Below are 24,086 nucleotides of genomic sequence, written 5' to 3'. Positions count from 1 at the left end.
CGCAGTCCGCCCACCCTTCCCTTTATGATTCTTCTACGAACAGGGGGATCCGCTCGAACCGGTTGACATCCACCAGGCCCACGTCAGTGATCTTCAGCTCCGGGATCACCTCCAGAGCCAGGAAGCTCATGGTCATCAGGGGATTGGGGAGCTCGCTCCCCAGAGCCCGGGCGGCCCTTAGCACCTCTTCCATCTGCTGGCGGACGGTTTCAATGGGCCGATCGGACATCAGCCCGGCGATGGGGAGCGGAACCCGGGCCAGCACCCGCTCGCCGTCGGCGACCGCCACACCCCCGCCGGTCTCCGCCACCGCCCGAACCGCTGTCATCATCGAGGGATCATCGGCCCCGATCACCACGATATTGTGGTGATCGTGGGCCACCGAGGAAGCCAGCGCGCCCCGCCGCAATCCCATCCCCTTCACGAACCCGAGGCCCATCTGCCCGGTGGCCCGGTGGCGTTCGATCACCGCGATCTTCAGCAGATCCCGCTCCGGATCCGCCACCGCATCGCCGTCGAGGATGCGGGCGTCCTCGATCAGGTGCGGCGTGATCAGCTGATCCGGGATCACCCCGATCACATGGATCCGGCGACCCCGGGCTGGGATCCGAAACTGGATTCGATCCCAGGCGATGTTCATGGTGCTCCGCAGGTCCACCCTCCGGCTGACCGGCTCCCAGAGCGGCCGTCCATTCTCTGCGACCAGGACCCCGTGGCGGAAAACGAGCTCCGGGCGGAGGTCGTAAAGATCGGAGAACACCACCAGATCGGCGACCCGACCCGGAGCGATGGCGCCCCGATCGTGGAGCCGGAAATGCTCCGCCGGGTTCAGGGTGGCCATCTGGATCGCCGTGACGGGATCCAGGCCCAGGCGCACCGCTTTGCGGATCAGGAAATCGATGTGGCCTTCGTCCAGCAGATCGAGGGGATGGCGGTCGTCGGTGCAGAAGCAAAAGCGGCGGCTGTTCGCCGGGGTGATGGCGGGGAGGAGATCCGCCAGGTTGCGGGCCACGGAGGATTCGCGGACGAAAATATACATCCCCAGGCGGGCTTTCTCCCGGGCCTCCTCCGCCGTCGTGCATTCGTGATCCGAGGTGATCCCCGCCGCCACATAGGCCACCAGGTCCCGGCCGGTGAGCTGCGGGGCGTGGCCATCGCGGACCACGTGGGCGAAGGCTCGGAGCTTGTCCAGCACCGCCGGGTCGCCGTTGATCACCCCCGGATAGTTCATCATTTCCGCCAGCCCCAGCACCCAGGGGCTGGAAAGCAGCGGCTGGAGATCATACCAGTAAAGGGCGGCCCCTGCCGTCTCCATAGGGGAGGCCGGGACGCACGAGGGCAGCATCACGAAAACGCTCAGGGGGTTGTATTTGGCGGCGTTCAGCATATAGCGGATGCCATCCAGGCCCAGGACGTTGGCGATCTCATGGGGATCGATGATCACCGTGGTAGTGCCCCGGGGGACGACGGCGCGGGCGAACTCGGGTGGGGGAACCATACTGCTTTCGATGTGCACATGGGCATCGATGAACCCTGGAGCCACAAAGCGGCCTTTCAGATCAATGACCTCCCGGGCCGTGTAGCCCTCGCCGATGCCCACAATCCATGAACCGTGAATCGCAATATCCGCCTCATAAACGTCCCCGGTAAACACATTGATCAGGCGTCCTCCTTTGAGGAGCAGGTCGGCCGGCTCCTGACCGCGCGCCAGGCGGATCCGATGGGCGAGCTCCATAGGCGATCCTCCTTCGGGAAGGAGAAGTTGCGCGCCAATCCGGGGGGGCGGCCCTTCCCCCTGTATCCTCTGTATCCCTCCAATGTCCTCGAAAGGGGATCCCCGCTTGACTCCGACGGAATGTCGGATTCCCTCGGGGATCCCACGTGTTTGGAAACATTATAGTCGAGGGCGAAGAAGGGGAAAATGCGGGATCGGAGGCGAGCAGGGCTTTTCCATCGCCCGGTGGACAGCCAGGGTTCGGCCGGGCCAGCGGACCGCTCCTTCCGCTCGAGGAACCTCCCCCGTTCCCTCCATCAACCCTCAGCCCCGCGGGCGCCATGCGGGCATCGGAGGGCTCTGGAATCTGGACCACGGAATCTGAATAATTCTTAGCGATCTTGACGCAAACACTAATTAAAACGTAGAATTTTGTCTGATTCGTAGGGAAGGGACGGCCTGGGAGGTCCGGAACGGTGGCGGACGCCGGGTTATTTGGGATCGGCTTTCATCGACGGGAGGGGCTCGAGGGTTTGGCGGCGTGGCTGGGGCTTCCGCCGGAGGAGGTGCGGGAGCGGCTGGCGGCCTTTCGGGCCCTGGGGATGAGGGAAGGGGTCGTGCTGAGCACCTGCGAGCGTCTGGAGATCTACGGTGTCGGCCCGCTGGAGGAGGCCGTGGCCTTCCTGCGTCGCTCTCTTCCCGGCCGGTTCCCCGTTCTCTGGGTGGGTCGAGCGGTTGCCGTCCATTTATTTCGGGTCGCCGCTGGCCTGGATTCCACGGCGGTTGGGGAGACCGAGATCCTCGGTCAGATCCGGAGCGCTCTGGCCATCGCCCGGGAAGTGGGAGCGGCCGGGCCGATCCTGGGCCCGCTGCTGGAGCGCGCCCTGGCCCTGGGCCGGGCGGTTCGCGCCCGGACGGAGCTCGGCCGCCTCCCCGTATCGCTGGCCACTCTGGCGGTCCAAGAAGTCCACCGTCGGATCTCCCTGGAAGGAAAGCGGGTCCTGGTCGCCGGGGCCGGAACGATGGGCACCCAGATTGCGCATGCCCTCCTCCGCTATCGACCCGCTCCGATACGGGTGCTCAGCCGGACGCCGGAGCGAGCCCGCGCCCTGGCCGAGCAGGTGGGCGGGGAAGCGGGCACATTGATGAATCTCACAGCGGACCTGATCCGGGTGGATGTGGCCTTCCTCGCCCTGGCCACCCCTCGACCGATCCTTTCGGCGCCGGATCTGCAAGGGATCATCGCCGCTCGCGGTGGAGCACCGCTCTGGCTGGTAGATCTGGGGGCACCGCCCAATGTGGGCCTCGATGGACCGCTGACGCCGGGAGTTCATTGCATCCGTCTGGAGGATCTGCAGGCCCTCAACGCCCGGTATCGGGAACGGATGGCGGAGGCCATCGCCCGGGCGGAGGAGATGGTGGCGGAAGCGGTGAGGGAGTGGGAGCGATGGTGGCGGGGCCGCCAGGTCGGGCCGGTGATCGCGCAGCTGCAGCGGCGCGCCGATGCGCTCCGGCGACAGGAGCTGGAATGGCTCTGGCCCAAGCTCGGGGAGCTGACCCCCACCCAGCGGGCCCGGATTGAGCAGTTCGCCCATCGCCTGGTCCAGAAGCTCCTCCATTTGCAGATGATGGGCTTGAAAGGGATGGCGGAGGATCCTTACGCGTTTCAGCGGCTGCGAGTGCTTTGGGAATGGGAAAAAGAAGGGGATGGGGGTGGCCCGATCCCACCCGCCTGGGGGGAGTCGTAGTTCCCGGCGGTTGCCTCCAGGCGGGGGGAGATTTCCCGCGATGGAGTGTCCCATGCGCGGCCCACGACCGTTGCGCATTGGCACGCGAGGCAGTGCCCTCGCCCGGGCGCAAACCGAGCAGGTCCTCCGGAGGCTGCGGGCGCTGGACCCGGAGCTTCCCCTGGAAACCGTGATCATCCGCACCAGCGGCGATCGTGGGCAACGGGAGGTGCGGGGGGCTTTCGTCAAGGAGCTGCAGCATGCGCTTCTGAAGGGGGAGATCGATCTAGCGGTGCACAGCCTGAAGGATCTCCCTACGGATCCGGTGTCCGGGCTGCGGCTGGCCGCGGTGCTGGAGCGGGAGGACCCCCGCGAGGCGCTCATCGCCCGGAACGGATGGACCTGGGCGACGCTGCCATCGGGCGCGCGGGTGGGAACCGGCAGCCCCCGCCGCACCGCCCAGCTGCGGGCGCTGCGGCCGGACCTGGTTTACCTCCCCCTGGTTGGCAATGTGGATACCCGGTTGCGGCGATTGGAGGAGGGACATTACGAAGCCATCGTGCTGGCGGTGGCCGGGCTGATCCGCCTGGGCCGGGGCGGGGAGATCGTGGAGATCTTCCCCCTGGAGCAGGTGCTTCCCGCCCCTGGCCAGGGCGCCATCGCGGTGGAGGTCCGGGCGGACGACGCCCCAACCCTGGCCCTGGTGGGGCACCTGAACCATCTTCCGACCTGGTGGGCCGTAACCGCGGAACGGGCGTTCCTGCGGGCCCTGGGAGGTGGCTGTCGCGTCCCCATCGCGGCCTATGCGGAAGTCCACGGGGAGCGCTTAACGCTGGAAGGACGGGTGATGGCGCTGGATGGGACGCGGGGGGTCCGGGGGCAGATCGAGGGGCCGGCCGAGGCAGCGGAGGCGCTGGGGGAAGCGCTGGCGGAACGGATGAAGGCCACGGATGGATCCATGCTGCTGGAGGAAGGGGAATGAAACGACTTCCGCTCGCCGGATGCCGTGTGCTGATCACCCGTCCGCGCCGTGCAGGGGAGGACCTGGCGGAGCGCCTTCAGGCGCTGGGGGCGATCCCCCTGCTGTTCCCGGCCATCGACATCCGGTCCCCTGAGGATCCCCGGCCGCTGGAGGAGGCGGCCCGACAGGCCCCGGCGTTCGACTGGATCCTCTTCACCAGCGCCAATGGGGTTCACGCCTTCATGCAAGCCCTTCAATCCACCGGCGGATCGCCGCGGGATCTGGCCCGGGCGCGCCTGGGGGCGATCGGTCCGGCGACCGCCCGGGCCCTCCAGCGTTACGGCCTGACGGTGGATTACCTTCCCCCTGTCTATCTTTCCGAGGCGATGGCGGAAGGACTGGAGGAGGTGAGGGGGCGACGCATCCTGCTTCCTCGCGCGGACATCGCCCGTCGGGACCTGGCGGAGCGGCTGCGGGCCCGCGGGGCGGAGGTGGTGGAAGTGACGGCTTACCGGGTGGTGCTGGGCGGAGATCCGGAGGCCTTGCAAGGGATCCTCACCCCACGGCCCCATCGGGTGACCTTCACCAGCCCCTCGACAGCCCGTGCCCTGGCCGAGCTCCTGGAACGTCTGCCGGAAGCCCTTCGACCTGCGGATCTGCCGGCGGTATGCATCGGGCCGATCACGGCGGCGGAAGCCAGGGCCCTGGGCTTCCCGATCGTGGCGGTGGCCCGGGAGCACACCCAGGCCGGGCTGATCCGGGCCCTGGTGGAAAGCTGGGCAGGCCATCTTTCGGATCCTCCGGGATAGGAGGCCGCATATGGCTTCGATCTCCCTGCGAACATCCGTGGAGCCGATGGATCGATTGCGGCGCCTGCGCCGCACGGAGGGGCTGCGGGCGCTGGTCCGGGAGACCCGGCTGTCGCCGGCGGATTTCATCTATCCCCTCTTCGTCCGGCCGGGGCGGAACATCCAGGAGCCGATCCCTTCGATGCCAGGTCAGTTCCGCTTCACTGTCGATCGCCTGGAGGCGGAGATCGAGGAGATCGTCCGCCTGGGGATCCGGGCGGTGCTGCTCTTCGGGCTGGCCGAGCGAAAGGATCCCGAGGCCCGGGAGGCTTACGCTGAGGACAGCGTGGTTCCTCAGGCGATCCGCCGCATCAAGGCGCTCGCCCCGGAGCTCGTGGTGATCACGGATGTGTGCGTGTGCGCTTACACCGACCACGGGCATTGCGGCCTCGTGCGGGACGGGGAGGTGGACAACGACGCCACGCTGGCCCTTCTGGCCCGGATGGCGCTGGCCCATGCGGCCGCCGGGGCGGATCTGGTGGCCCCCAGCGCCATGATGGACGGCCAGGTCCGGGCGATCCGGGAGGCCCTCGACGAAGCCGGCTTCCTGCATGTGGGGATCATGGCCTACTCCGCGAAGTTCGCCTCCGCCTTCTACGGACCGTTCCGGGAGGCGGCGGACTCCGCCCCGCGCTTTGGCGATCGCCGGAGCTATCAGATGGATCCCCCAAATGCGCGGGAGGCCCTGCGGGAGATCGAGCGGGACATCGCCCAGGGGGCAGACATCGTGATGGTCAAGCCGGCCCTGGCCTATCTGGACGTGATCCGCCGGGCCCGGGAGCGCTTCGATCATCCCCTCGCAGCCTACAACGTGAGTGGGGAATACAGCATGGTGAAGGCGGCGGCGCAGATGGGCTGGCTGGATGAGAGGCGGGTTGTGATGGAGATCCTCACCGCCATCAAGCGAGCAGGGGCTGATCTCATCATCACGTATTTCGCCCGGGAGGCGGCGCGCCAGTTGCGCGAGTAGGGATGCGTGCCGCGGCATTTCCACCTTTCCATCCGGAGGGACACGATGGAGAAAACGGTCCTCGGGCATTTCGCCTTCTTCCGGCTGAGCGATTCCTTCTGGGCACTGCCGGCGGCCCAGCGTCGATCTCAGGCTTCCGCCTGGTGGGAACGGCTTCAGGGCATCGCCGCGCGCGTGGAGCTGTATCAGGTCTTCCCCAGTCGCGTGGAGGCCGATTTGCTGGTCTGGAGCGCGGATCCGGTGGAGGCGACGGACCTTCCTGCCCGCTTCTTTGAACGGTTTGCCCGGGCTGTCAACGGCTGCCGGACCCTCTTCCAGCCCGTCCTCACCCTCTGGGGTTTCACCCGCCCCTCCATCTACGCCGCCGGACGCTCCCCTCAGGAGATCGATCCCTTCGATGGGGACCGCAAGACCTATCTGATTGTATACCCCTTCGTGAAGACGGCGGACTGGTATCGGATGAGCAAGGACGCCCGTCAGGGGATGATGAACGAGCACATCCGGGTGGGGAAGCAATATCCGGCGATCCGCCAGTGGCTGCTTTACGCCTTCGGTCTTCAGGATCAGGAGTTCGTGGTGGTCTATGAGACCGAGGACCTGGTCCTGTTCTCCGATCTGGTCCAGGCTCTGCGGGGCACGGAGGCCCGCCGATACACCATGCGGGACACGCCGATCTTCACCGCCCTTCACCGGCCGCCGGAGGCGGTCCTGGATCTGCTGGGCTGAGGGAGGGCCCCCCATGCGCTATACAGAACGCCCCCTGCTCATCTACTGGGAGTTGACCCGCGCGTGCGATCTGGCCTGCCATCACTGTCGAGCGGAAGCGATCCCCTGGCGGGATCCGCGGGAGCTTTCCACGGCCGAGGGGTTCGCGCTGCTGGACCGCCTGACCGCCTTCGGAGAGCCCCGACCCCATCTCGTGCTCACCGGTGGGGATCCTCTGAAGCGCCCGGATCTGTTCGAACTCATTGCGGAAGCTCGACGCCTGGGCTTTCCGGTGGCCCTCACCCCCAGCGGCACCTATGCCCTCACCGAGGACGTGATCGCTCGCCTGAAGGCAGCCGGGATCTGGATGCTGGCCCTGAGCCTGGATGGATCCACGGCGGAGCGCCACGACGCCCTGCGCGGGGTGCCGGGGAGCTTCGCCCAGACGGTGCGGGCCGCTCAGTGGGCGGTCGCCGCCGGCCTTCCCCTCCAGATCAACACCCTGGTCTGCGCGGAAACCATGCCCGATGTGCCGGCGATCGCCGAACGGGTGGTCGCCCTGGGGGCCCGCCGCTGGAGCCTCTTTTTCCTGATCCCCACCGGCCGTGGCCGGCTCCTCCGCGAGATCTCGCCGGAGGAAAGCGAGCAGCTGATGCACTGGTTGATCGATCTGGCCCCCCACGTGCCCTTCGAGATCAAGACCACGGAAGCCCCTCACTACCGGCGGGTTCTGGTGGAGCGGGCGGGCGGGCGCCTCCCCCCCGCCGCGCGCCGCGGGTTCGGAGTCCGGGACGGCAATGGGGTGATGTTCATCTCCCACATCGGAGAGATCTATCCTTCCGGCTTCTTGCCGATCCCCTTGGGGCACGTGCGCCGGGAGGATCCGGTGGCGATCTACCGGGAGCATCCCCTGTTCCGTGCCCTGCGGGATCCGGATGCGCTGAAGGGGAAGTGCGGGCGCTGTCCCTTCCGGGCCATCTGCGGCGGATCCCGGGCCCGCGCGTATGCGCACACCGGAGATCCCCTGGAGAGCGATCCCCTGTGTCCCTATCTTCCGGCCTGAGGAGGCGGCGATGCGCACCGAGCGCTCCGAGCAGCTTTACGCCGTGGCCCGGATGCGGATGCCCGGCGGGGTATCCAGCCCGGTGCGGGCCTTCGGGGCGGTGGGCGGCACGCCCCGCTTCATCGCCCGCGGGCGCGGCGCCATCCTCGAGGATGTGGACGGCAACCGCTACATCGACTACGTGGGCTCATGGGGGGCGCTGATCCTGGGCCATGCCCACCCCGCGGTGGTCCGCGCATTGCGGGAGGCGATCCGCCGGGGCACCAGCTACGGCGCGCCCACGGAGGCCGAGCTCGAACTGGCCCTGCGGATCCAGGAGGCGTTCCCTTCCATTCAAAAAATTCGATTTGTGAACTCAGGGACCGAGGCGACGATGAGCGCCCTGCGGGTGGCCCGGGCGGCCACTGGCCGCTCGAAGATCATCAAGTTCGAGGGCGGCTATCACGGCCATGCGGATTTCCTCCTCGCCCGGGCCGGCTCGGGCCTTGCGACGTTCGGGCTCCCGGACAGCGCGGGGGTTCCCGAGGCCTGGGTTCGGGACACCCTGGTGGCGCCCTATAACGATCTGGACGCTGTCGCCGCTCTCTTCGAGCAGTTCCCCGATCAGATCGCGGCGGTGATCGTGGAGCCGGTGGCCGGGAACATGGGTGTGGTGCCGCCGAAGCCGGGTTTTCTGAAGGGGTTGCGGTCGCTCACGCGCCGCTACGGGGCGCTGCTGATCTTCGATGAGGTCATCACCGGCTTCCGGGTGGCGTGGGGAGGCGCTCAGGCCCTTTACGAGGTGGAACCGGATCTAACCTGTCTGGGGAAGATCATCGGCGGCGGGCTCCCGGTTGGGGCCTATGGAGGCCGGGCGGATCTGATGGATCAGGTGGCGCCGGCCGGGCCCGTCTATCAGGCGGGCACGCTCTCGGGCAACCCCCTCTCGATGATCGCAGGGCGGGTTACCCTGGAGCAACTGACCCCTGCGCTCTACCGGCAGCTGGAGGAGCGATCCGCCGCCCTGGCGGAGGGCCTGCGGGAGGCAGCGGAGCAGGCGGGCGTGCCTGTTCACATTCACCGGGTCGGGTCCATGCTCAGCGTGTTTTTCACGGAGCGCGCGGTGGTGGATTACGCCACGGCCGCCTCCACCGATCGCGCCCGCTACGCCCGGTTCTTCCACGCCATGCTGGAGCGCGGGATTTATCTCCCCCCTTCTCCGCTGGAGGCCTGGTTCGTCTCCGCCGCCCACACGGAAGCCCACATCGAGCGCACCCTGCGGGCGGCCCGGGCGGCGTTCCGGGAGGTGGCCCGTGGGATCCTTTAACGATCGGTTTCTACGGGCCTGCCGTCGCGAGCCGGTGGATGCCACGCCGGTCTGGTTCATGCGCCAGGCCGGCCGCTATCTCCCGGAATACCGGGCGCTCCGGGAACGGTATGCCTTTCTGGATCTCTGCCGTCGGCCGGAGCTGGCCGCGGAGATCACGCGCATGCCCCTGCGCCGCTTCGCGGTGGACGCCGCCATCCTGTTCTCGGATCTGACGATCCCCCTTCTGGGCATGGGAATCCCCCTTGCCATCGAGGAGGGAAGCGGTCCGGTGATCGAAGCCCCGTTGCGCCGGGAGGCCGATGTATCTCGCCTGCGGCTGCTGGAACCCGAAACGGACGTCCCCTTCGTCCTGGAGGCCATCCGCATCCTGCGGGAGGAGCTTCCGGTGCCGCTCATCGGGTTCCTGGGCGGGCCCTTCACCCTGGCCTGCTATCTGGTAGAGGGTCGGGCCGCGCGGGATTTCGCCCGGACGCGGGCGCTGATGTTCGCGGCGCCCGCCACCTGGCATGCCCTCATGGAGCGCTTGACGGAGAGCTTGCGCCGCTACGCCATGGCTCAGATCGCCGCCGGCGTCCACGCCCTTCAGATCTTCGAGAGCTGGATCGGTATCCTCCATCCTCAGGATTACCGGACCAGCGTCCATCCCTACCTGCAGCATCTGATCGAATCCCTGCGCCCGATGGGGATCCCGGTGATCCTGTTCGGGACCGGAACGGCGGCGCTGCTGGAGGATCTGGCGGAGGCGGGGGGAACGGTGATCGGGCTGGACTGGCGGGTGCCACTGGATCAGGCGTGGGCGCGCCTGCGCCATGGCGTAGCCGTTCAGGGGAATCTGGATCCGGCGGTGTTGCTGTCGCCCTTTGAGGTGGTCGTTGTCCATGCGGAGCGGATCCTGCGTCAGGCCGGCGGCCGGCCGGGCCATATCTTCAACACAGGCCACGGGCTGCTGCCGGAGACCCCGCCGGACACGGTGGCCCGTCTGGTCGACTGGGTGCACGCCTATCGCTGGGATCCCTCCATGGAGCGGCAGGGATGAACCCGGAGGCAGCGCGATGCGGGTGGTGATCGTCGGGGGAGGGATCGCCGGGCTCAGCGCGGCGTATTTCCTGGAGCGCGCGATGGCGGAGGGACGGTGGCGTGGCGAGATCTTTCTGATCGAGCGGACGACCCGGCTGGGCGGGAAGATCCTCACGGTGCGCGAGGACGGGTTTGTGGTGGAAGGAGGGCCGGATTCCATCCTGCGGACGAAGCCGGAGGGCATGGCGCTGCTCCGGGAGCTGGGGCTGGAGGAAGAGGTCATTGCGCCCTGGTTTCGCACGGTGTATCGGCTTCATCGGGGCCAGCTCGTTCCGATCCCGGAAGCGCTCCTCGCTCTGCGCCCGGATCCCCGGGCGATGCTTCGGACGCGCGGCCTGCCGTGGTGGGGGCGGCTCCGGGCGCTCCTGGAGCCCTGGATCCCGCCGCGCCGGGATGAGGGCGATGAGCCCCTGGCCACCTTCCTCCGGCGCCGGTTCGGCCGCGCTTTCGCAGAAGGCATCGCCGAGCCGTTAACGGCCGGCATCCATGCCGGGGATCCCGAGCGCCTGAGCACGCAGGCGCTTTATCCCCACCTCCTCGCCCTGGAGCGGCGGTTCGGAAGCATCGCGCGCGGGTTGAGGGGCGCCGGCCCCTTCCCGCCTTCCGATCCTCTCTTCGTTTCATTGCGCTCCGGCATGGAGGCCCTGGTCGATCGACTGGTCGCTTCTCTCCAGCGAACGCATATCCGGATGGGGCGCACGGTCATCGGCCTGGCCCTGAGTGGCGAGGGCAATGCCCGTCGCTATCGGGTGGCGCTGGAAGATGGGGAAACCCTGGAGGCCGATGGGGTGGTGCTAACTGTTCCCGCGATGGAGGCCGCGCGCCAGATCGCCGCGTTCGCCCCGGTGGCGGCGGCACGGCTCCGGGAGATCCCCTTCGCCTCCACGGCGGTGGTGACCCTGGCGTTCCGTCGGGATCAGGTCGCCCACCCCCTGCAGGGGAGTGGATTCCTGGTGCCGCGGAAAGAGCCTTTCCCCCTGACCGGCTGCACCTGGTCCTCCTCCAAATGGCCGGGTCGGGCGCCGGAGGGGTTCGTATTGCTGCGGGCCTTTCTACGAGGAGAGGAGAATCGCGAGGCGATTGAAGAGGAGGACTCCGTTCTGATCCGGAGGAGCGTGGAAGCGTTGCGGTCCCTTTTGGGTCTGCGCGGGGATCCGGTGCGGGCGTGGGTGCACCGCTGGCCCCAGGGGATGCCCCAGTATACCGTCGGGCATCTGGAGCGCCTCCAGGCGATGGAGGAAGCGCTCCGGGCGTTCCCCGGCCTCCTGCTGACGGGGGCCTCGTATCGAGGGATCGGGATCCCGGATCTGATCCGACAGGCGCGGGAAGCGGCGACGAGGCTTCTCTCCGCTCAGGGGATCGACCGCCCGGATCCGCCGACCGCGGCCTGGGGGGAAGACCGGCCTCCCGTGGAAGAGATCATCCGGTGAGGGTCTGGACATGGCGCGCATTGGGGTGCTGCTGATGGCTTATGGGACGCCGCGATCGCTGGAGGAGGTGGAGGCCTACTACACCCATATCCGGGGAGGACGCCCGCCTTCTCCAGAGCAGGTGGAGGCGCTGCGGGAGCGCTACTGCCGCATCGGCGGGCGTTCCCCATTGCTGGAGATCACCATGCGAGAGGCTCAGGCCCTGGAGGCCCGGCTGGCCCGGCTCTCCCTCGGGCACTCTTTTTGCGTTCGGGTGGGGATGCGGCATGCGCCCCCCTTCATCGAAGAAGCTGTCGCCGGGCTGCTCGCGGAAGGCGTGGAGCGTCTGATCGCCCTGGCCATGGCGCCCCATTTCTCCCGCATGAGCGTGGGCGCCTACCATGCCGCCGTCCGGCGCGCGCTCGTTGCTCACGGCGCGGCGATCCCCGTGGTGGAGATCGGGGGCTGGGGTGCTCACCCTCTCTTCGTGATGGCGATGGCGGAACGCCTGAAGGAAGCGCTGGAGGATCTTCCGGAAGGGGAGACCATTGTGATCTTCACGGCCCACAGCCTGCCCGCCCGGTTGCGGGAGGAGGGGGATCCTTACGAGGTGGAGCTGCTGGATTCCGCGCGGCGGGTGGCGCGGATGCTGGGATGGAAGCGCTGGCGCTTCGCTTATCAGAGCATTAGTGCGACGGGCGAGCCGTGGCTGGGTCCGGATCTCCGGGAGGTCCTGGAAGGGATCGCACAGGGGAGGGAAGCGCGACATGTGGTGATCTGCCCCATCGGCTTCGTGGCCGACCACCTGGAGATCCTTTACGACCTGGACGTGGAGGCCCGGGAGGCGGCGCAAGGATGGGGGTTGACCTTCCGGCGCACCCGCTCTCTGAACGACGATCCCCTCCTCATTGAGTGTCTGGCTGCGCTGGTCACCGAGGCCGTCGCCGCCGGGTGAGCGCCTGATCTCACCGGGCGGGGGAGGCGCCTTGAAGCAGCTGGAGAAGGGCCTCCGCCTCCTCCCGGAACGGAGAGGGGCCGGGGCTCTCCAGAAAGGCCTGGAGGTGCTGCTGTGCTTCGTCCACCTCTCCCTGCTGGGCCAGCAGCCGGCCGAGCCAATAATGGGCCTCCGGCATCCCGGGGCGCTGAGCCAGAGCCCGTCGGAGATCCGCCTCGGCGCCGGTGAAATCCCCCTCCAGCAGGCGGGCCGCTCCGCGTCCGACGTAGGCTTCGGGGAAATCGGATCGGAGCCGGAGGGCCTGTTCGAAGGCCTGGTGGGCCTCCTGGATTCGATTCTGCTGAAGGAAAGCGGCGCCCAGCAGATAATAGGCCCGCGCCTCCTGCGGATGCCTCGCCAGAACCGCCTGGGCCTCGGCCACGGCCTCGCTCAGGCGGCCGCTTTGATACAGCACGGCCCCCAGGCCCAGGCGAGCGGGCGCGTGTTCCGGAACCCGCCGCAGCACCTCCCGATAGGCCTGCTCGGCCTCCGCCATCCGGCCCGCCATCGCATAGGCGTCCCCCAGCCAGACCCGGGCGTCAAGGGCTTCGGGATGTTCCCGGACGAAGGGCTCCAGCACCGCGAGGGCGGCGATGCCATCGCCCCGTTGCAGCGCCTCCCGAGCCTGGAGCAGCCGGGGCTCCAGGGTGGGGACGGGCGCGGGGGTCGGGGCGGGGCGACAGGCTGCGGGGCCTCCCATCCACGCCAGGGCCAGCGCGAAAAGAAGCGCCCGCCTCATCCTTCCTCCTGCGCCTGGAGGTTGAGCACGATGACCTGCGTCTCCTCCGGCAGCTCGTTCCGGGAGATCTTCAGAACATCCACCGTCGGGGCTTTCTCGCTCCCCATCTCTTTCAGGAACTTCTGGACCGGATCGAGCTTGAGGGCCAGCCCGGGCACCCGGTAATGCATCGGGATCACCACGCGGGGCTCGAGGAGGCTGACGACCTCAGCGGCCTGGGCCGCGTTCAGCGCCCCTCCTCCGCCGACCGGGATGAGCAATACATCTACCTCCCCCAGTGCCTCCTCCACCTCAGCCTGGGAGGGCACATGCTGGAGATCCCCGAGGTGGCAGATCCGCAGATCTTCCAGCTCGAAGAGGAAGATCGTATTCCGCCGCTCGCGATCCCGCTTGCGGCGGTTCTCCGGCCGGATATCCAGGCCGGTGATGAACACCCCGCTGATTTCGTATTCCCCCGGCCCGCTGAGAACGTGCGGCTCGCCCTTCACCAGGCGAACGGCGTTATGGCCGGGGGCGTCATGGCTGACGGTGACGATATCCGCTTTCAGGCGGGGCAGGTTGAGCCCCACGCTTTTATCATACGGATCCGTCACAATCGTCGCCGTCCGGCTGCGGATACGGAAGCAACTCAGGCCGAACCAGGTGATCTCCATCGCTCCAGCACCTCACCTTCAGGATGCATTTCAAGGAGACCAGCCCCATGGGCTTGGCCCCACTGCGGATCCATCGTATCACAGAGAGATTGGTCCGTCACCCTGAAACCCTTCGATTGGATCCCAGAGAAAAGACCCTCCGCGCTGAGCGTGTTATAATCATCAAGAATGCTGAAAATTGGTGTCTGTGCGATCATCTCCCTCCGATCCGGAGCGCTGTGAGGAGGTCACCGATGAGCGGTCGAGGGAAGGGAAATGCCCCGAAGGCGGCCGCGGCGGCGGGCGTGCAGCTGGATACGGCGACCAAGCTCTCGTTTTACCGTCAGATGGTCCTGATCCGCCGCTTCGAGGAGCTGGCCCGCATCGCCTATCAGCAGGGGAAAATCGCTGGCTTCCTGCACCTTTACATCGGCGAAGAGGCTGTAGCAGTAGGAGCCATCGCCGCTTTGAAGCCCGAGGATCATCTCCTCACCCATTACCGGGATCACGGCCATGCGATCGCCAGGGGCCTGGATCCCCGCATCCTGATGGCGGAGCTCTTCGGAAAAGTGACCGGGTGCAGCCGGGGCCGCGGCGGTTCGATGCACTTCGCCAGCCGGGAGCACAATTTCTGGGGCGGCCATGCCATCGTGGGGGGGCATCTCCCGATGGCCGTGGGCCTGGCTTTTGCCGCCAAATATCTGGGGGAGCCCCGGGTGACGATGGCCATCTTCGGGGATGCGGCCACCGATATCGGGGAATTCTATGAGTCGTTAAACATGGCCGCTCTCTGGAAGACCCCGGTGGTTTTTCTCTGCGAGAACAACCTCTACGGGATGGGGGTGGCCATCGAGAAGGCCTCCGCGGTGACGGAAGTTTACAAGAAAGCCTGCATGGCCAATATCCCGGCGGAACGGATCGACGGGATGGATGTCCTGGCGGTCTATGAGGCGGCCGCTCGGGCGGTGGAGTGGGCCCGCGCCGGGAACGGCCCTTACTTCCTGGAGGCTCTCTGCTACCGCTTCCAGGGCCATTCGGTTGCTGACCCTGAGCTCTATCGCACGAAAGAAGAGGTCGAGCAGTGGAAGCAGCGAGATCCCATCCAGCGCTTCCGTCGGCATCTGATCGAGGTGGAGGGGATCCCGGAGGCGCAGCTGGATGCGATCCACGAGGATGTGGAGCGGGAGATGGAGGAGGTCATGCGCTTTGCGGAGGAAAGCCCGGATCCCCCGCTGGAGGAGCTTTACGATTTTATCTACGCCAACCCGGTGGGGGCCTGGCGTGGCGATGAGCGATTCCTCCGCGAATGGGAGAGCGCATGATCGGGAGGCCTCGCTGACAGGACAGGCCATCCAGAGAGGCGTCCCTGCGGTTCTATACTCTGCATCCCAGCGGAAATCCGAGGAGGAAAATCCACCATGCCGGTCATGACCATCCGGGAGGCGATCCGGCAGGCCCTGCGGGAGGAGATGCAGCGGGATCGCCGGGTCTTCATTATGGGAGAGGACGTCGGGGCTTACGGTGGAACGTATGCCGTAACTCGCGGCCTTTACGAGGAGTTCGGGGAGGAGCGGGTGCGCGATACGCCCATCGCCGAATCCGCCATCGTGGGGGTGGCCCTGGGGGCGGCCCTGGGAGGGCTGCGCCCGGTCGCTGAGATCATGACCATCAACTTCGTCCTCCTGGCGCTGGATCAGATCGTCAACCATGCTGCCAAGATGTCCTACATGTTCGGCGGCCAGTTCAAAGTGCCCCTGGTCATCCGCGTGCCTGCCGGCTGGGGTCAGCTTGCGGCCACCCACTCCCAGACCTTCGAGGTTTACTTCGCCTATGTCCCCGGGCTGAAAGTGGTCTACCCGGGGACGCCCTATGACGCCAAGGGGATGCTCAAGGCCGCTTTGCGGGACGAAGATCCGGTGATCTACATTGAACATACCGCCCTGTATCCGGTGCGGGGCGAGGTGCCGGATGGCGATTACGTGGTCCCCATCGGCAGGAGCGAGGTCAAGCGGGTGGGGCGGGATTGCACCATCGTGACGTATGGGCGGATGCTGCAGGCCAGCCTTCAGGCGGCGGAACAGCTGGCCCGGGAAGGCATCGAGGTGGAAATCGTGGATCTGCGCACCTTACGCCCGCTGGACATGGAGCCGGTTTATGAGTCCATCGCCAAAACCCATCGGGCCCTGGTGGTCACCGAGGAGTGGCGCTCCTTCGGCGTGGGCGCCGAGGTGGCGGCCCGTATCCAGGAACACGCCTTCGATGAGCTCGACGCCCCAGTGATGCGCCTGGGGAGCCGGGAGGTTCCCATGCCCTATAACAAGCACCACGAGCGGGCGGTCCTTCCCTGGCCGGAGGATGTGGTGAAGGCGGTCAGGATATTGCTGCGCTGAAGCGAAAGGATCATCGCCCCGATGATCGCGCCCTCAACTCAGGCGGTGGAGGCAAGAGATGGCCACAACGGTCACAATGCCCAAGATGGGCTTCGATATGGTGGAGGGGAAGCTGCTGCGCTGGCTGAAGAAAGTGGGGGATCCGGTTCGGGCCGGGGAGCCGTTGGCGGAGATCGAGACGGAGAAGGTCAACATCGAATTCGAGGCGCCGGCCTCCGGCGTGTTGAAGGCGGTGCTGATCGAAGAGGGGACCACGGTGCCGGTTGGCACTCCCATCGCCATCATTGGAGCCCCCGATGAGCCGGTGGAGGTTCCTGGAAAGACCCCGGCGCAGGCCCCCACACCGACCCCCGCGCCGGCTCCAGCGCCTGCCGTCCCCACGCCGGCCCCCGCCCCGGCCCCCTCCCCGGCGGCGACCCCGACCCCGATGCCGGAGGGGCGGGTGAAGGCCTCCCCCCTCGCCCGGCGGCTGGCCCGCGAGGCCGGGATCGACCTCCGGGAGATCCCTGGAACGGGCCCCGGCGGTCGCGTGGTGAAGCGGGATATCGATCGCTATCTCCAGGCCCGGGCTCCTGCTCCGACGCGGGCGGTGGCCCCTGCTCCGGCCGTTGCCCCCACGCCTCCACCCCCTCCACCGCCGACGGCGATCCCCGTCAGCCCGCTCCGTCAGGCCATCGCCCGGCGGATGACGGCCAGCAAGCAGACCGTGCCGCATTTTTATGTCACCGTCGAGGTGGATATGGACGAGGCCATGGCCTGGCGGGCGCGGATCAACGAGGCGCTGGGAGAGCGGGGCAGGGTCTCGGTGAACGATATGGTCGTGAAAGCGGCGGCCCTGGCTCTGCGGGAGTTCCCCGCGTTGCGCTCTTCGTATCAGGAAGGCGGGATCGTGCGCCACGAAGCCATTCATATCGGGATCGCCGTGGCGCTCGAAGAGGGGTTGATCACCGTGGTGCTGCGGGACGCGGATAAGAAGCCGCTGGCCCAGATCGCACGGGAAAGCAAGGAGCTGGTGGAACGCGCGCGGAGCGGAAAGGTCCGGCCGGAAGACATTGAGGGAAGCGTGTTCACGGTGAGCAATCTGGGGATGTATGAGGTGGAGCATTTCATCGCCATCATCAACCCGCCTGAAGCGGCCATCATGGCTGTGGGCAGCGTCCGCGAGGTGCCGGTGGTGAAAAACGGTCAGCTGGCCGTGGGGCGGCGGATGAAAGTGACGGTCTCCGCGGACCACCGGGTGACGGATGGTGCGGAGGTCGCCCGGTTCCTCCAGGCCTTCCGTCGATATCTGGAGAACCCCCTGCTTTTGCTCATCGAGTAGATCGGGAGCTGTGAATCGATCCCGCGGAAGATCCCCGCGCGATGCTTCAGCTTTCTCCATCACCCGCGATCTCGAGGGGTTGGGGGCTCCCGAAGGCGGCCTCCAACCCCTCACCGGCGCAGCCACCGGAGCAAGGCCACGCAGAGCAGTAGACTCCGCACCGGCGATCGCAATGAATACATCGAAAAGCGATGGCGAGGCGGGGGAAGCCCTCTGGTTGTGAGGAGGCCCCCGAAAGCCGCGCCCCACAGCCCGGGCGCTCTTTCCGATCCGCCGCCGGCATCGCCCGGCAGCGAGGACACCCGAGCACCGGAAGGACGCGGGCGTTCCTCATCCATACCCGTGACCCCCTTTTCTGAACGAATAGCCCCATCGGATCGCGCCCCCAACGGCCAGCAGGCCGATCCACCCTCCGATGCAGCCGGGAACCGGGCGCACCGGGCGCCATGTCACCTGGAGCGAGATCGCCGGCTGATCCGGGCTGAGCGGGACCATCCAGCGAATCCGTCGGCCTTCCACCTGGGCGCCGCTCCGGGGCGAGTAATCCACAATCGGGCCGGGGAGCTCTACCTCATAGAGCATCCGGAGCTGGGCTGCGCGCAGCAGGGAGAGCTCCTCCGTCGAAAGCGGCGGCTCCCCGGCGGCGATCCGCAGGCGATCCAGGATCCCCGAGATGGATAACGTCACGCTCAGGGTCTGAAAGCCCCTCTCTTCCCCCAGAGCCACCTGCTCCAGCCCGGCGAGGGGATCTCCTTCGGGCAGGCGGTTCAGGTCCTCCAGCGCGCCCAGCGCACGACGCAAGCGAAGCCCCTCCTGTTCCCGTGTGGGATCCTGATAGCGTTCCACCTGCCATCCGCTTGCTTCGGATTTCGCGCGGAGCGCCTCCAGAGGGTCCACGGCCGCGGTCTGCAGGAGAACCGAATCCACGGCGATCACCACCGTCCGCTCCACGGAGCCGTCGTTCCGCAAACGGGTTCTCACCTCCAGGGTGAGACATCCGCTGAGCCCCAGAAGGGCCAGCGCCATCAGGATGATCCGGGGGATCTTCTCTCTCGGGCTCATGGTCGGTTCTCCCCGGCGTGACTTATGGGATCCCCTGGAGCGCGCGGGCCTGCGCCTCCAGCAGCTCCGCAATGCCCTTGCGGGCCAGGCTCAGGAGCGCCTGAAGCTCTTCCCCGCTGAAGGCCCGACCTTCCCCCGTCCCCTGGATCTCCACGAAACGCCCTTCGCCGGTCATCACGATGTTGAAATCCACCTCGGCGATGCTGTCTTCCGCGTAACAGAGATCCAGTCGGGGCTCTCCCTCTACGATCCCCACGCTCACCGCCGCCACCGGCGTCCGCAGGACCTCTGGAGGAACCGTCCCGGCTTCGATCAGGCGGCGCAGGGCCAGGACGACCGCCACGTAGCCGCCCGTGATCGCCGCCGTCCGGGTGCCGCCATCCGCCTGGATCACATCACAATCCACGATCAGGGTTCGCTCTCCCAGATATTCCAGGTTCAGAGCGGCCCGCAGGCTCCGGCCGATCAGCCGCTGGATCTCTTTGGTGCGCCCGCTCTGCAGCCCCGCCTCCCGCGGCGTCCGCGTATGGGTGCTGCGGGGCAGCATAGCGTATTCCGCTGTGAGCCAGCCTCGCCCCTGACCCTTCAGCCACGGGGGCACGTTTTCCTCCACGGTGACGTTGCACAGCACGCGGGTGCGCCCCATCTCGATCAGCACCGATCCCTCGGCGTATTCGGTGAAGCCCACATGGAAACGAACCGGGCGCAAGGCGTCATTCAAGCGCCCATCCGGCCGTGGCATCCGATCACCTCCAGAGCGAGACTCCGGCTTCCTTCAGGCTTTGGGGATCGGGCAGGGCGCTAAGGGGTCCTCATCGCCCCGCCTGAGGGATGAGACGAAGGCGAGCGATGCGCAGGCCGTCCATCGCCTCCACCCGCAGGCGGACCGCCCCGGCGTCCACCTCGTCGCCCACCCGGGCGATGCGCCCCAGGCGGCCCAGCACGAACCCGGCGATCGTCTCATAGTAAGGATCCCGCAGGTCCAGTTGGAACCGTTCGTTCACCTCCTGGATCGGAAGCAGCCCGCTGATCAGATAAGAGCCATCGGGCATGGCGACCACATCCGGCTCTTTGGGCTCCATTCGTTCATGCAGCTCTCCAACGAGTTGTTCCAGCACGTCCCGCAGTGTGACCAGGCCGGAGGTGCCTCCGAACTCATCCACCAGGATCGCCAGGTGCTCTTCCCGCTCCTGGAACTGGCGCAGCAGATCATCCACCCGGATGGAGTCCGGCACCACCATCACCTCGCGGCACAGGTCCCGCGCCTGGACCGGGCGGCCCTCCCGCCATGCGCGCAGCGCCTCCCGGAGATGCACCACCCCGATGATCCGATCCAGATCGCCCTCATAAACCGGGAACTTGTCGTAGCCGGTCTGGATAGCGGCGTCGATGATCCGCTCCACGGGGGCCTCAGCTTCCACCGCCACGATCTCCGTCCGGGGCACCATGATCTGGCGGGCCGGGATCTGACCTAGGTCGAAGACCGCTTCCAGGATCTCCCGGGCTTCCGGCTCCAGGATCCCCGCTTCCCCGCTCTCGTCCACAATCCGCTTGAGCTCCTCAATGGTATACATCATCCCATAGCCGTCCCCTGAGATCCGGAGGGCCCGCAGGGTGAAATCGGTGACCCGATGGAGTGCCCAGACCAGGGGGCGCAGGAGCCAGTAGATCGCCCGCATCGGGCCCAGGGCCGTTAGCAGCACCCGTTCGGAGGCCCGCAGGGTGGCGATCTTGGGGACCTGTTCGCCCAGCACGATCTGGAGGCCGAGGATGAAGGTCAGGTTGAGCGTAAGGGGGAGGAGCTGCAGAGCCTGTCGAACCAGCGGGGTAGGGGGAGGAAGGACCAGTATACGTTCCAGGGTCGCCGACAGGGTGCGTTCCCCCAGCCACCCCAGCGCCAGCCCCACCATGGTGATCCCCACCTGCACGGTGGCCAGGATCTCATCCCGATGCCGCGCATCCTCCAGCCAGCGCAGCGCAATCCGTGCGGCCGGGGAGCCCGACTCGGCCAGCACCGCGATCCGGCTCCGGCGGGCCGATACCACGGCATACTCCACCGCGGCGAAGAAAGCGTTCAGGCCGATCAATCCGAAAACCGCCAGCCATTGCAATAGCAGAGAACTATCGTCCATCGCGGATCCCTGACGGCAACCCCACCGTTTGGGGCCACGAGAAGCGCCGAAAGCGTTCGTCCGGCCCCCGGCTGAAAGGCGTTCAACGGCGTGACCTGCGGGAGCATCCGAGGCGGGGCTGCTTTTCCAGAGCAGTTATTATAGCGGCGGCCCGCGCCTTGTGAAAGCCATGCCGTGCGCCGATGGAAATCGGCCTCGCGAGGCGCTTTGCGTCAGGCGTCGGCCTGCGCCGACGTAACAGCCGGCGAAGGCCTCTTGAGGTCGAATTCCTTCGACGCGTCTCTTAATATCCGGTCTCCCGGTCGATGGCTCCATGCTGTCGGGCTTTCCGCTCCGCCAGCCGATACAGCCCAAACCCCAGGCCCAGGGAGAGCAGGGTCATCCCTCCCAGAATCGACAACAGCTGTCCATCCGACCATCCGGCGAAGGTCGGGAAGCGGGCAGCCGAGGAGCCCAGCAGGGCCCGACGGACGCTTTCCAGCCAGTAGGTCAGGGGAAGCGCATATCCGATCGGGCGCAGGAAGGGCGGGAGGACCTCCAGGGGGAACACGGCGCCGCAGAACAGGTAGAGGGCGCCGGCCACCGCTTCCCCGATCACCCAGACGTGGCGGGCGGCCAGAAGGGTGGCTCCTGCCAGCCCCACCCCCAGGCCGATCATGGCCAGCATCCCCAGCATCATCGCAATGAGGAAGAACCCCCCGCCCGCCCCGGAGACGCGCAACGGGAGCCGGAAAACCAGCAGCCCGAACAGGAGCGTGATCGCCACGGCGATGGTGCCAGTGGCCATGCGGGCGACCCCTCGCCCCACCAGGTAGGCTTCCGTGGGGATGGGAGCGATGTAGAAGTATTTCAGGATCCCATATTCCTCCCGGTCGATGATCAAAACCTGGCTGATCCCCGTCAGGACGGCGCCCACGTAGATATAAAAGGCGTTGCCCAGGTAGAGGTAAGCAAAGAGGGGGTGGCTGAAATCCGCCCGGGCCACCACCTTATACATCAGGATCAGGATGAGGACGCTGGCGATGGGCTTGGCGACGGAGTAGATCATAAACAGGAAGGGATCCGTCCAGTTGGACTCGATCTGCCAACCCAGCCAGGCGGCGGTCCGCAGGGTGTGCCAGAGGGTTCGCATCAGCGCCTCCGCTCCGTGAGTCGACCTTCCCGTCGGGCCAGCCATTCCAGCGCATCGAGGGCGTGCTTTGCGGCGAGGAGGAAGATCGCGCTCAGCACCCCCAGGCCCCCGATCTCCCATCCCACCGGGAAGAGGCCGTTGGCGGCCCTTGGGAACAGCAGCTGCCGCATCGCATCCAGGCCCAGGGTGAGGGGGATCAGAGAGGCCAGTGCGCCGATCCAGAACCCCAGCGCCCGGATGGGGAAGTAGAACCCGGAGAGCAGGTAGATCGGCTCCTGCAAAAGGTTCGAGAGGTGCCAGGCCTCCCGGCCCCATATCAGGAAGAGAGAGGCCAGCAGCATCCCCAGCCCGTAAAGGGCCAGCAGGGTCAGCAGGAAGGTCCCCCCCAGGGCCAGAGGGTTCGCCGGGGCGTAGCGCACCCCGAAGAGCAGGGAGCCGGCCAGGACGATCACAGTGGCCCGCAGGGCGGTCGCCAGCATCCCGCCCAGCGCCATCCCGGCCAGGATCCCCATCATCGGCCCGGGGGCGATGATGAACAGGGGAAGGTTCCCCGATTCTTTTTCCCAGTAGAGCTGGCTGGACATCGACCACAGGACGTTGAGCCAGAAGGCGGTCATGGCCCCGCCCAGGATCACGAAGCCGATGTATTCCTCGGGGGCCTGAAGGGCGCGGTAGATGAACACATAGGCGGAGGTGCCTAGCAGCGGCAACCCGATATCGAAGAGGATCCAGCTGGGCTCCCGGTTCTGGCCGATGATCCGCGGGTAAGCCCGCGCGATCATCGTTCGCAAAAAGAGGGCCACAGCTTCCCGGCTCATCCTGGCTCCTCCTCGCCGGTTTCCGAAAGCCCTCGCCCCACCAGGCTGACAAACACATCCTCCAGGGTGGGCTCCCGTTTGCGGAGGGCCCGGATGTGGGCGCCGTTCGCGGTCAGTACCGAGATCACCGGCCCGATCACTCCCTCCTCCTCCAGGATGAGGTCCAGCTCCAGATGCCCGTCATGATGGCGATGGTGGACCTGGCGCACTCCGGGGATCTCTCCGAGGAGCTGGGCGTGATGCGGGAACTCGGTCACCTCGATGGAGAAGATGGCATCCCGTTGGAGGCGACGCTTCAGCCCCTGGGGGGTGTCGCAGGCCAGGATGCGTCCTCGATCGATGATCGCCACCCGATCGCACAGCTCCTCCGCTTCCAGCATGTAGTGGGTGGTCAGAAGGATCGTCCGCCCCGGCCGATCCTGGATCCACGCCCGGATGAACGAGCGGATCTGCCGCGCCGCGTTGACGTCCAGCCCAAGGGTGGGCTCGTCCAGGAACAGGATCTCCGGGTCGGTGAGGAAGCCCCGGATGATGTTCACCTTCTGCCGCAGCCCGGTGGAGAGATCCGACATCTTGGAATCCCCGCGATCCCGCATGTCGAAGCGCTCGAGCAGCTCCTCGATGCGGCGGCGCGCGGTCCGGTTATCCAGGCCGTAGAACTGGGAGAACATCCACAGGTTCTCGCGCACCGTGAGCAACCCGTAACCGCAGGATTCGCCGCCCGCCACCATATTGATGCGACGTCGGATGGCCTCCGGCTGGGTGGCCACATCGTAGCCGGCGACCCATGCCCGGCCGGAGGTCGGCAGGAGCAGGGTGGTGAGGATCTTGATCAGCGTGGTCTTCCCGGCCCCGTTCGGCCCCAGCAGGCCGAACAGCTCGCCGGGGCGGATCTCCAGATCCACCTCCTGCAAGGCGACCCGCTCCTGAGGCGGCTGCCCCCGTTTCCGGGCCACCCGATAGACCCGGGTCAGCCGCTCGGTGCGCACCGCCCAGACTGCTCCCTCCATATGATCGCTCCTTGTGAATTCACGTCCTGCCTGTGGGCTGACGAAGGGAATTCCCCGGGCCAACGGCAGGCCT

Annotated in this window: 22 protein-coding genes; 13 read left to right on the top strand and 9 right to left on the bottom strand. The window is 67.1% G+C overall.

The annotated features are described in order from the left end of the window. Nucleotides 1–22 precede the first annotated feature (22 nt). Complete coding sequence (ade, locus tag VAE54_RS08955; protein WP_322801616.1) at nt 23–1,735, bottom strand: adenine deaminase; 1,713 nt, start codon at nt 1,733–1,735, stop codon at nt 23–25. A gap of 455 nt (nt 1,736–2,190) precedes the next feature. Between ade and hemA the strand changes: the two genes are divergently transcribed. The 10 genes from hemA to hemH are packed head-to-tail and all read left to right on the top strand — an operon-like array spanning nt 2,191 to nt 12,738. After that, the gene (hemA, locus tag VAE54_RS08950; protein ID WP_322801615.1) at nt 2,191–3,462 is read left to right on the top strand and encodes a glutamyl-tRNA reductase; all 1,272 of its coding nucleotides are present in this window, start codon (nt 2,191–2,193) and stop codon (nt 3,460–3,462) included. A 52-nt stretch (nt 3,463–3,514) separates the two neighbouring features. Further along, nucleotides 3,515–4,423 (top strand): hydroxymethylbilane synthase, encoded by a 909-nt coding sequence (gene hemC / locus VAE54_RS08945; RefSeq protein WP_322801614.1) that lies wholly within the window; start codon nt 3,515–3,517, stop codon nt 4,421–4,423. Further along, complete coding sequence (locus VAE54_RS08940; RefSeq protein ID WP_322801613.1) at nt 4,420–5,211, top strand: uroporphyrinogen-III synthase; 792 nt, start codon at nt 4,420–4,422, stop codon at nt 5,209–5,211. Before hemC ends, VAE54_RS08940 begins: the two co-directional genes overlap by 4 nt. Nucleotides 5,212–5,221: 10 nt before the next feature. Continuing rightward, on the top strand, nt 5,222–6,220 hold the full coding sequence (hemB, locus tag VAE54_RS08935; RefSeq protein ID WP_322801612.1) for a porphobilinogen synthase: 999 nt from the start codon (nt 5,222–5,224) through the stop codon (nt 6,218–6,220). A 45-nt stretch (nt 6,221–6,265) separates the two neighbouring features. Then, on the top strand, nt 6,266–6,946 hold the full coding sequence (locus VAE54_RS08930) for a chlorite dismutase family protein (RefSeq protein ID WP_322801611.1): 681 nt from the start codon (nt 6,266–6,268) through the stop codon (nt 6,944–6,946). Nucleotides 6,947–6,959: 13 nt separating this feature from the next. Further along, complete coding sequence (locus VAE54_RS08925) at nt 6,960–7,988, top strand: radical SAM protein (protein ID WP_322801610.1); 1,029 nt, start codon at nt 6,960–6,962, stop codon at nt 7,986–7,988. A gap of 10 nt (nt 7,989–7,998) precedes the next feature. Then, nucleotides 7,999–9,294 carry a glutamate-1-semialdehyde 2,1-aminomutase gene (hemL, locus tag VAE54_RS08920; RefSeq protein WP_322801609.1) on the top strand — a complete coding sequence of 432 codons (1,296 nt, stop codon included), beginning with the start codon at nt 7,999–8,001 and terminating at the stop codon, nt 9,292–9,294. Further along, complete coding sequence (hemE, locus tag VAE54_RS08915; RefSeq protein WP_322801608.1) at nt 9,281–10,333, top strand: uroporphyrinogen decarboxylase; 1,053 nt, start codon at nt 9,281–9,283, stop codon at nt 10,331–10,333. The genes hemL and hemE overlap by 14 nt, the downstream gene beginning before the upstream one ends. 16 nt (nt 10,334–10,349) lie before the next feature. Continuing rightward, nucleotides 10,350–11,804 (top strand): protoporphyrinogen oxidase, encoded by a 1,455-nt coding sequence (hemG, locus tag VAE54_RS08910; RefSeq protein ID WP_322801607.1) that lies wholly within the window; start codon nt 10,350–10,352, stop codon nt 11,802–11,804. Between the two features lie 10 nt (nt 11,805–11,814). Next, a complete protein-coding gene (gene hemH, locus VAE54_RS08905; RefSeq protein ID WP_322801606.1) occupies nt 11,815–12,738 on the top strand; it encodes a ferrochelatase in 924 nt (307 codons plus the stop codon). A 10-nt stretch (nt 12,739–12,748) separates the two neighbouring features. On the opposite strand, the gene VAE54_RS08900 is transcribed toward hemH, so the two are convergent. Together VAE54_RS08900 and VAE54_RS08895 are read right to left on the bottom strand one after the other, a co-directional pair. Continuing rightward, nucleotides 12,749–13,516: a tetratricopeptide repeat protein gene (locus VAE54_RS08900; protein ID WP_322801605.1), complete on the bottom strand. Its 768-nt coding sequence runs from the start codon at nt 13,514–13,516 to the stop codon at nt 12,749–12,751. After that, entirely contained in the window at nt 13,513–14,169 is a 657-nt protein-coding gene (locus tag VAE54_RS08895) for an MBL fold metallo-hydrolase (protein ID WP_322801604.1), read from the bottom strand. The genes VAE54_RS08900 and VAE54_RS08895 overlap by 4 nt, the downstream gene beginning before the upstream one ends. Before the next feature lie 233 nt (nt 14,170–14,402). Here VAE54_RS08895 and pdhA point away from each other — a divergent pair, with 233 nt between their 5' ends. The 3 genes from pdhA to VAE54_RS08880 all read left to right on the top strand — a co-directional run bounded on the left by pdhA (nt 14,403) and on the right by VAE54_RS08880 (nt 17,859). Then, a complete protein-coding gene (pdhA, locus tag VAE54_RS08890) occupies nt 14,403–15,470 on the top strand; it encodes a pyruvate dehydrogenase (acetyl-transferring) E1 component subunit alpha (RefSeq protein WP_322801603.1) in 1,068 nt (355 codons plus the stop codon). A 96-nt stretch (nt 15,471–15,566) separates the two neighbouring features. Then, entirely contained in the window at nt 15,567–16,538 is a 972-nt protein-coding gene (locus tag VAE54_RS08885) for an alpha-ketoacid dehydrogenase subunit beta (RefSeq protein ID WP_322801602.1), read from the top strand. Between the two features lie 58 nt (nt 16,539–16,596). After that, complete coding sequence (locus VAE54_RS08880; protein ID WP_322801601.1) at nt 16,597–17,859, top strand: dihydrolipoamide acetyltransferase family protein; 1,263 nt, start codon at nt 16,597–16,599, stop codon at nt 17,857–17,859. 330 nt (nt 17,860–18,189) lie between these two features. Here VAE54_RS08880 and VAE54_RS08875 read toward each other — a convergent pair whose 3' ends face one another. The 6 genes from VAE54_RS08875 to VAE54_RS08850 form a co-directional block, all read right to left on the bottom strand. Then, the gene (locus tag VAE54_RS08875) at nt 18,190–18,921 is read right to left on the bottom strand and encodes a hypothetical protein (RefSeq protein WP_322801600.1); all 732 of its coding nucleotides are present in this window, start codon (nt 18,919–18,921) and stop codon (nt 18,190–18,192) included. A gap of 22 nt (nt 18,922–18,943) precedes the next feature. Then, on the bottom strand, nt 18,944–19,663 hold the full coding sequence (gene rph / locus VAE54_RS08870; protein ID WP_322801599.1) for a ribonuclease PH: 720 nt from the start codon (nt 19,661–19,663) through the stop codon (nt 18,944–18,946). 70 nt (nt 19,664–19,733) lie between these two features. Then, nucleotides 19,734–21,053: a hemolysin family protein gene (locus tag VAE54_RS08865; protein WP_322801598.1), complete on the bottom strand. Its 1,320-nt coding sequence runs from the start codon at nt 21,051–21,053 to the stop codon at nt 19,734–19,736. A 283-nt stretch (nt 21,054–21,336) separates the two neighbouring features. Further along, nucleotides 21,337–22,185 (bottom strand): ABC transporter permease, encoded by an 849-nt coding sequence (locus VAE54_RS08860; RefSeq protein ID WP_322801597.1) that lies wholly within the window; start codon nt 22,183–22,185, stop codon nt 21,337–21,339. Then, nucleotides 22,185–23,003 carry an ABC transporter permease gene (locus VAE54_RS08855; RefSeq protein WP_322801596.1) on the bottom strand — a complete coding sequence of 273 codons (819 nt, stop codon included), beginning with the start codon at nt 23,001–23,003 and terminating at the stop codon, nt 22,185–22,187. Before VAE54_RS08855 ends, VAE54_RS08860 begins: the two co-directional genes overlap by 1 nt. Further along, nucleotides 23,000–24,013: an ABC transporter ATP-binding protein gene (locus VAE54_RS08850; RefSeq protein ID WP_322801595.1), complete on the bottom strand. Its 1,014-nt coding sequence runs from the start codon at nt 24,011–24,013 to the stop codon at nt 23,000–23,002. The genes VAE54_RS08855 and VAE54_RS08850 overlap by 4 nt, the downstream gene beginning before the upstream one ends. Between the last annotated feature and the right edge of the window lie 73 nt (nt 24,014–24,086).

Source organism: Thermoflexus sp., from assembly GCF_034432235.1.
In the GTDB taxonomy this organism is placed as follows: domain Bacteria; phylum Chloroflexota; class Anaerolineae; order Thermoflexales; family Thermoflexaceae; genus Thermoflexus.
The sequence above is the reverse complement of the archived record's forward strand: the minus strand, read 5'-3'. Positions and strand labels throughout refer to the sequence as shown.

Bases quoted from the DNA above. Each gene is read 5' to 3' on its own strand.
- ade (WP_322801616.1), bottom strand. From the start codon at position 1,735: ATGGAGCTCGCCCATCGGATCCGCCTGGCGCGCGGTCAGGAGCCGGCC.
- hemC (WP_322801614.1), top strand. From the start codon at position 3,515: ATGCGCGGCCCACGACCGTTGCGCATTGGCACGCGAGGCAGTGCCCTC.
- VAE54_RS08940 (WP_322801613.1), top strand. From the start codon at position 4,420: ATGAAACGACTTCCGCTCGCCGGATGCCGTGTGCTGATCACCCGTCCG.
- hemB (WP_322801612.1), top strand. From the start codon at position 5,222: ATGGCTTCGATCTCCCTGCGAACATCCGTGGAGCCGATGGATCGATTG.
- VAE54_RS08930 (WP_322801611.1), top strand. From the start codon at position 6,266: ATGGAGAAAACGGTCCTCGGGCATTTCGCCTTCTTCCGGCTGAGCGAT.
- VAE54_RS08925 (WP_322801610.1), top strand. From the start codon at position 6,960: ATGCGCTATACAGAACGCCCCCTGCTCATCTACTGGGAGTTGACCCGC.
- hemL (WP_322801609.1), top strand. From the start codon at position 7,999: ATGCGCACCGAGCGCTCCGAGCAGCTTTACGCCGTGGCCCGGATGCGG.
- hemG (WP_322801607.1), top strand. From the start codon at position 10,350: ATGCGGGTGGTGATCGTCGGGGGAGGGATCGCCGGGCTCAGCGCGGCG.
- hemH (WP_322801606.1), top strand. From the start codon at position 11,815: ATGGCGCGCATTGGGGTGCTGCTGATGGCTTATGGGACGCCGCGATCG.
- VAE54_RS08900 (WP_322801605.1), bottom strand. From the start codon at position 13,516: ATGAGGCGGGCGCTTCTTTTCGCGCTGGCCCTGGCGTGGATGGGAGGC.
- VAE54_RS08895 (WP_322801604.1), bottom strand. From the start codon at position 14,169: ATGGAGATCACCTGGTTCGGCCTGAGTTGCTTCCGTATCCGCAGCCGG.
- pdhA (WP_322801603.1), top strand. From the start codon at position 14,403: ATGAGCGGTCGAGGGAAGGGAAATGCCCCGAAGGCGGCCGCGGCGGCG.
- VAE54_RS08885 (WP_322801602.1), top strand. From the start codon at position 15,567: ATGCCGGTCATGACCATCCGGGAGGCGATCCGGCAGGCCCTGCGGGAG.
- VAE54_RS08880 (WP_322801601.1), top strand. From the start codon at position 16,597: ATGGCCACAACGGTCACAATGCCCAAGATGGGCTTCGATATGGTGGAG.
- VAE54_RS08875 (WP_322801600.1), bottom strand. From the start codon at position 18,921: ATGAGCCCGAGAGAGAAGATCCCCCGGATCATCCTGATGGCGCTGGCC.
- rph (WP_322801599.1), bottom strand. From the start codon at position 19,663: ATGCCACGGCCGGATGGGCGCTTGAATGACGCCTTGCGCCCGGTTCGT.
- VAE54_RS08865 (WP_322801598.1), bottom strand. From the start codon at position 21,053: ATGGACGATAGTTCTCTGCTATTGCAATGGCTGGCGGTTTTCGGATTG.
- VAE54_RS08860 (WP_322801597.1), bottom strand. From the start codon at position 22,185: ATGCGAACCCTCTGGCACACCCTGCGGACCGCCGCCTGGCTGGGTTGG.
- VAE54_RS08855 (WP_322801596.1), bottom strand. From the start codon at position 23,003: ATGAGCCGGGAAGCTGTGGCCCTCTTTTTGCGAACGATGATCGCGCGG.
- VAE54_RS08850 (WP_322801595.1), bottom strand. From the start codon at position 24,013: ATGGAGGGAGCAGTCTGGGCGGTGCGCACCGAGCGGCTGACCCGGGTC.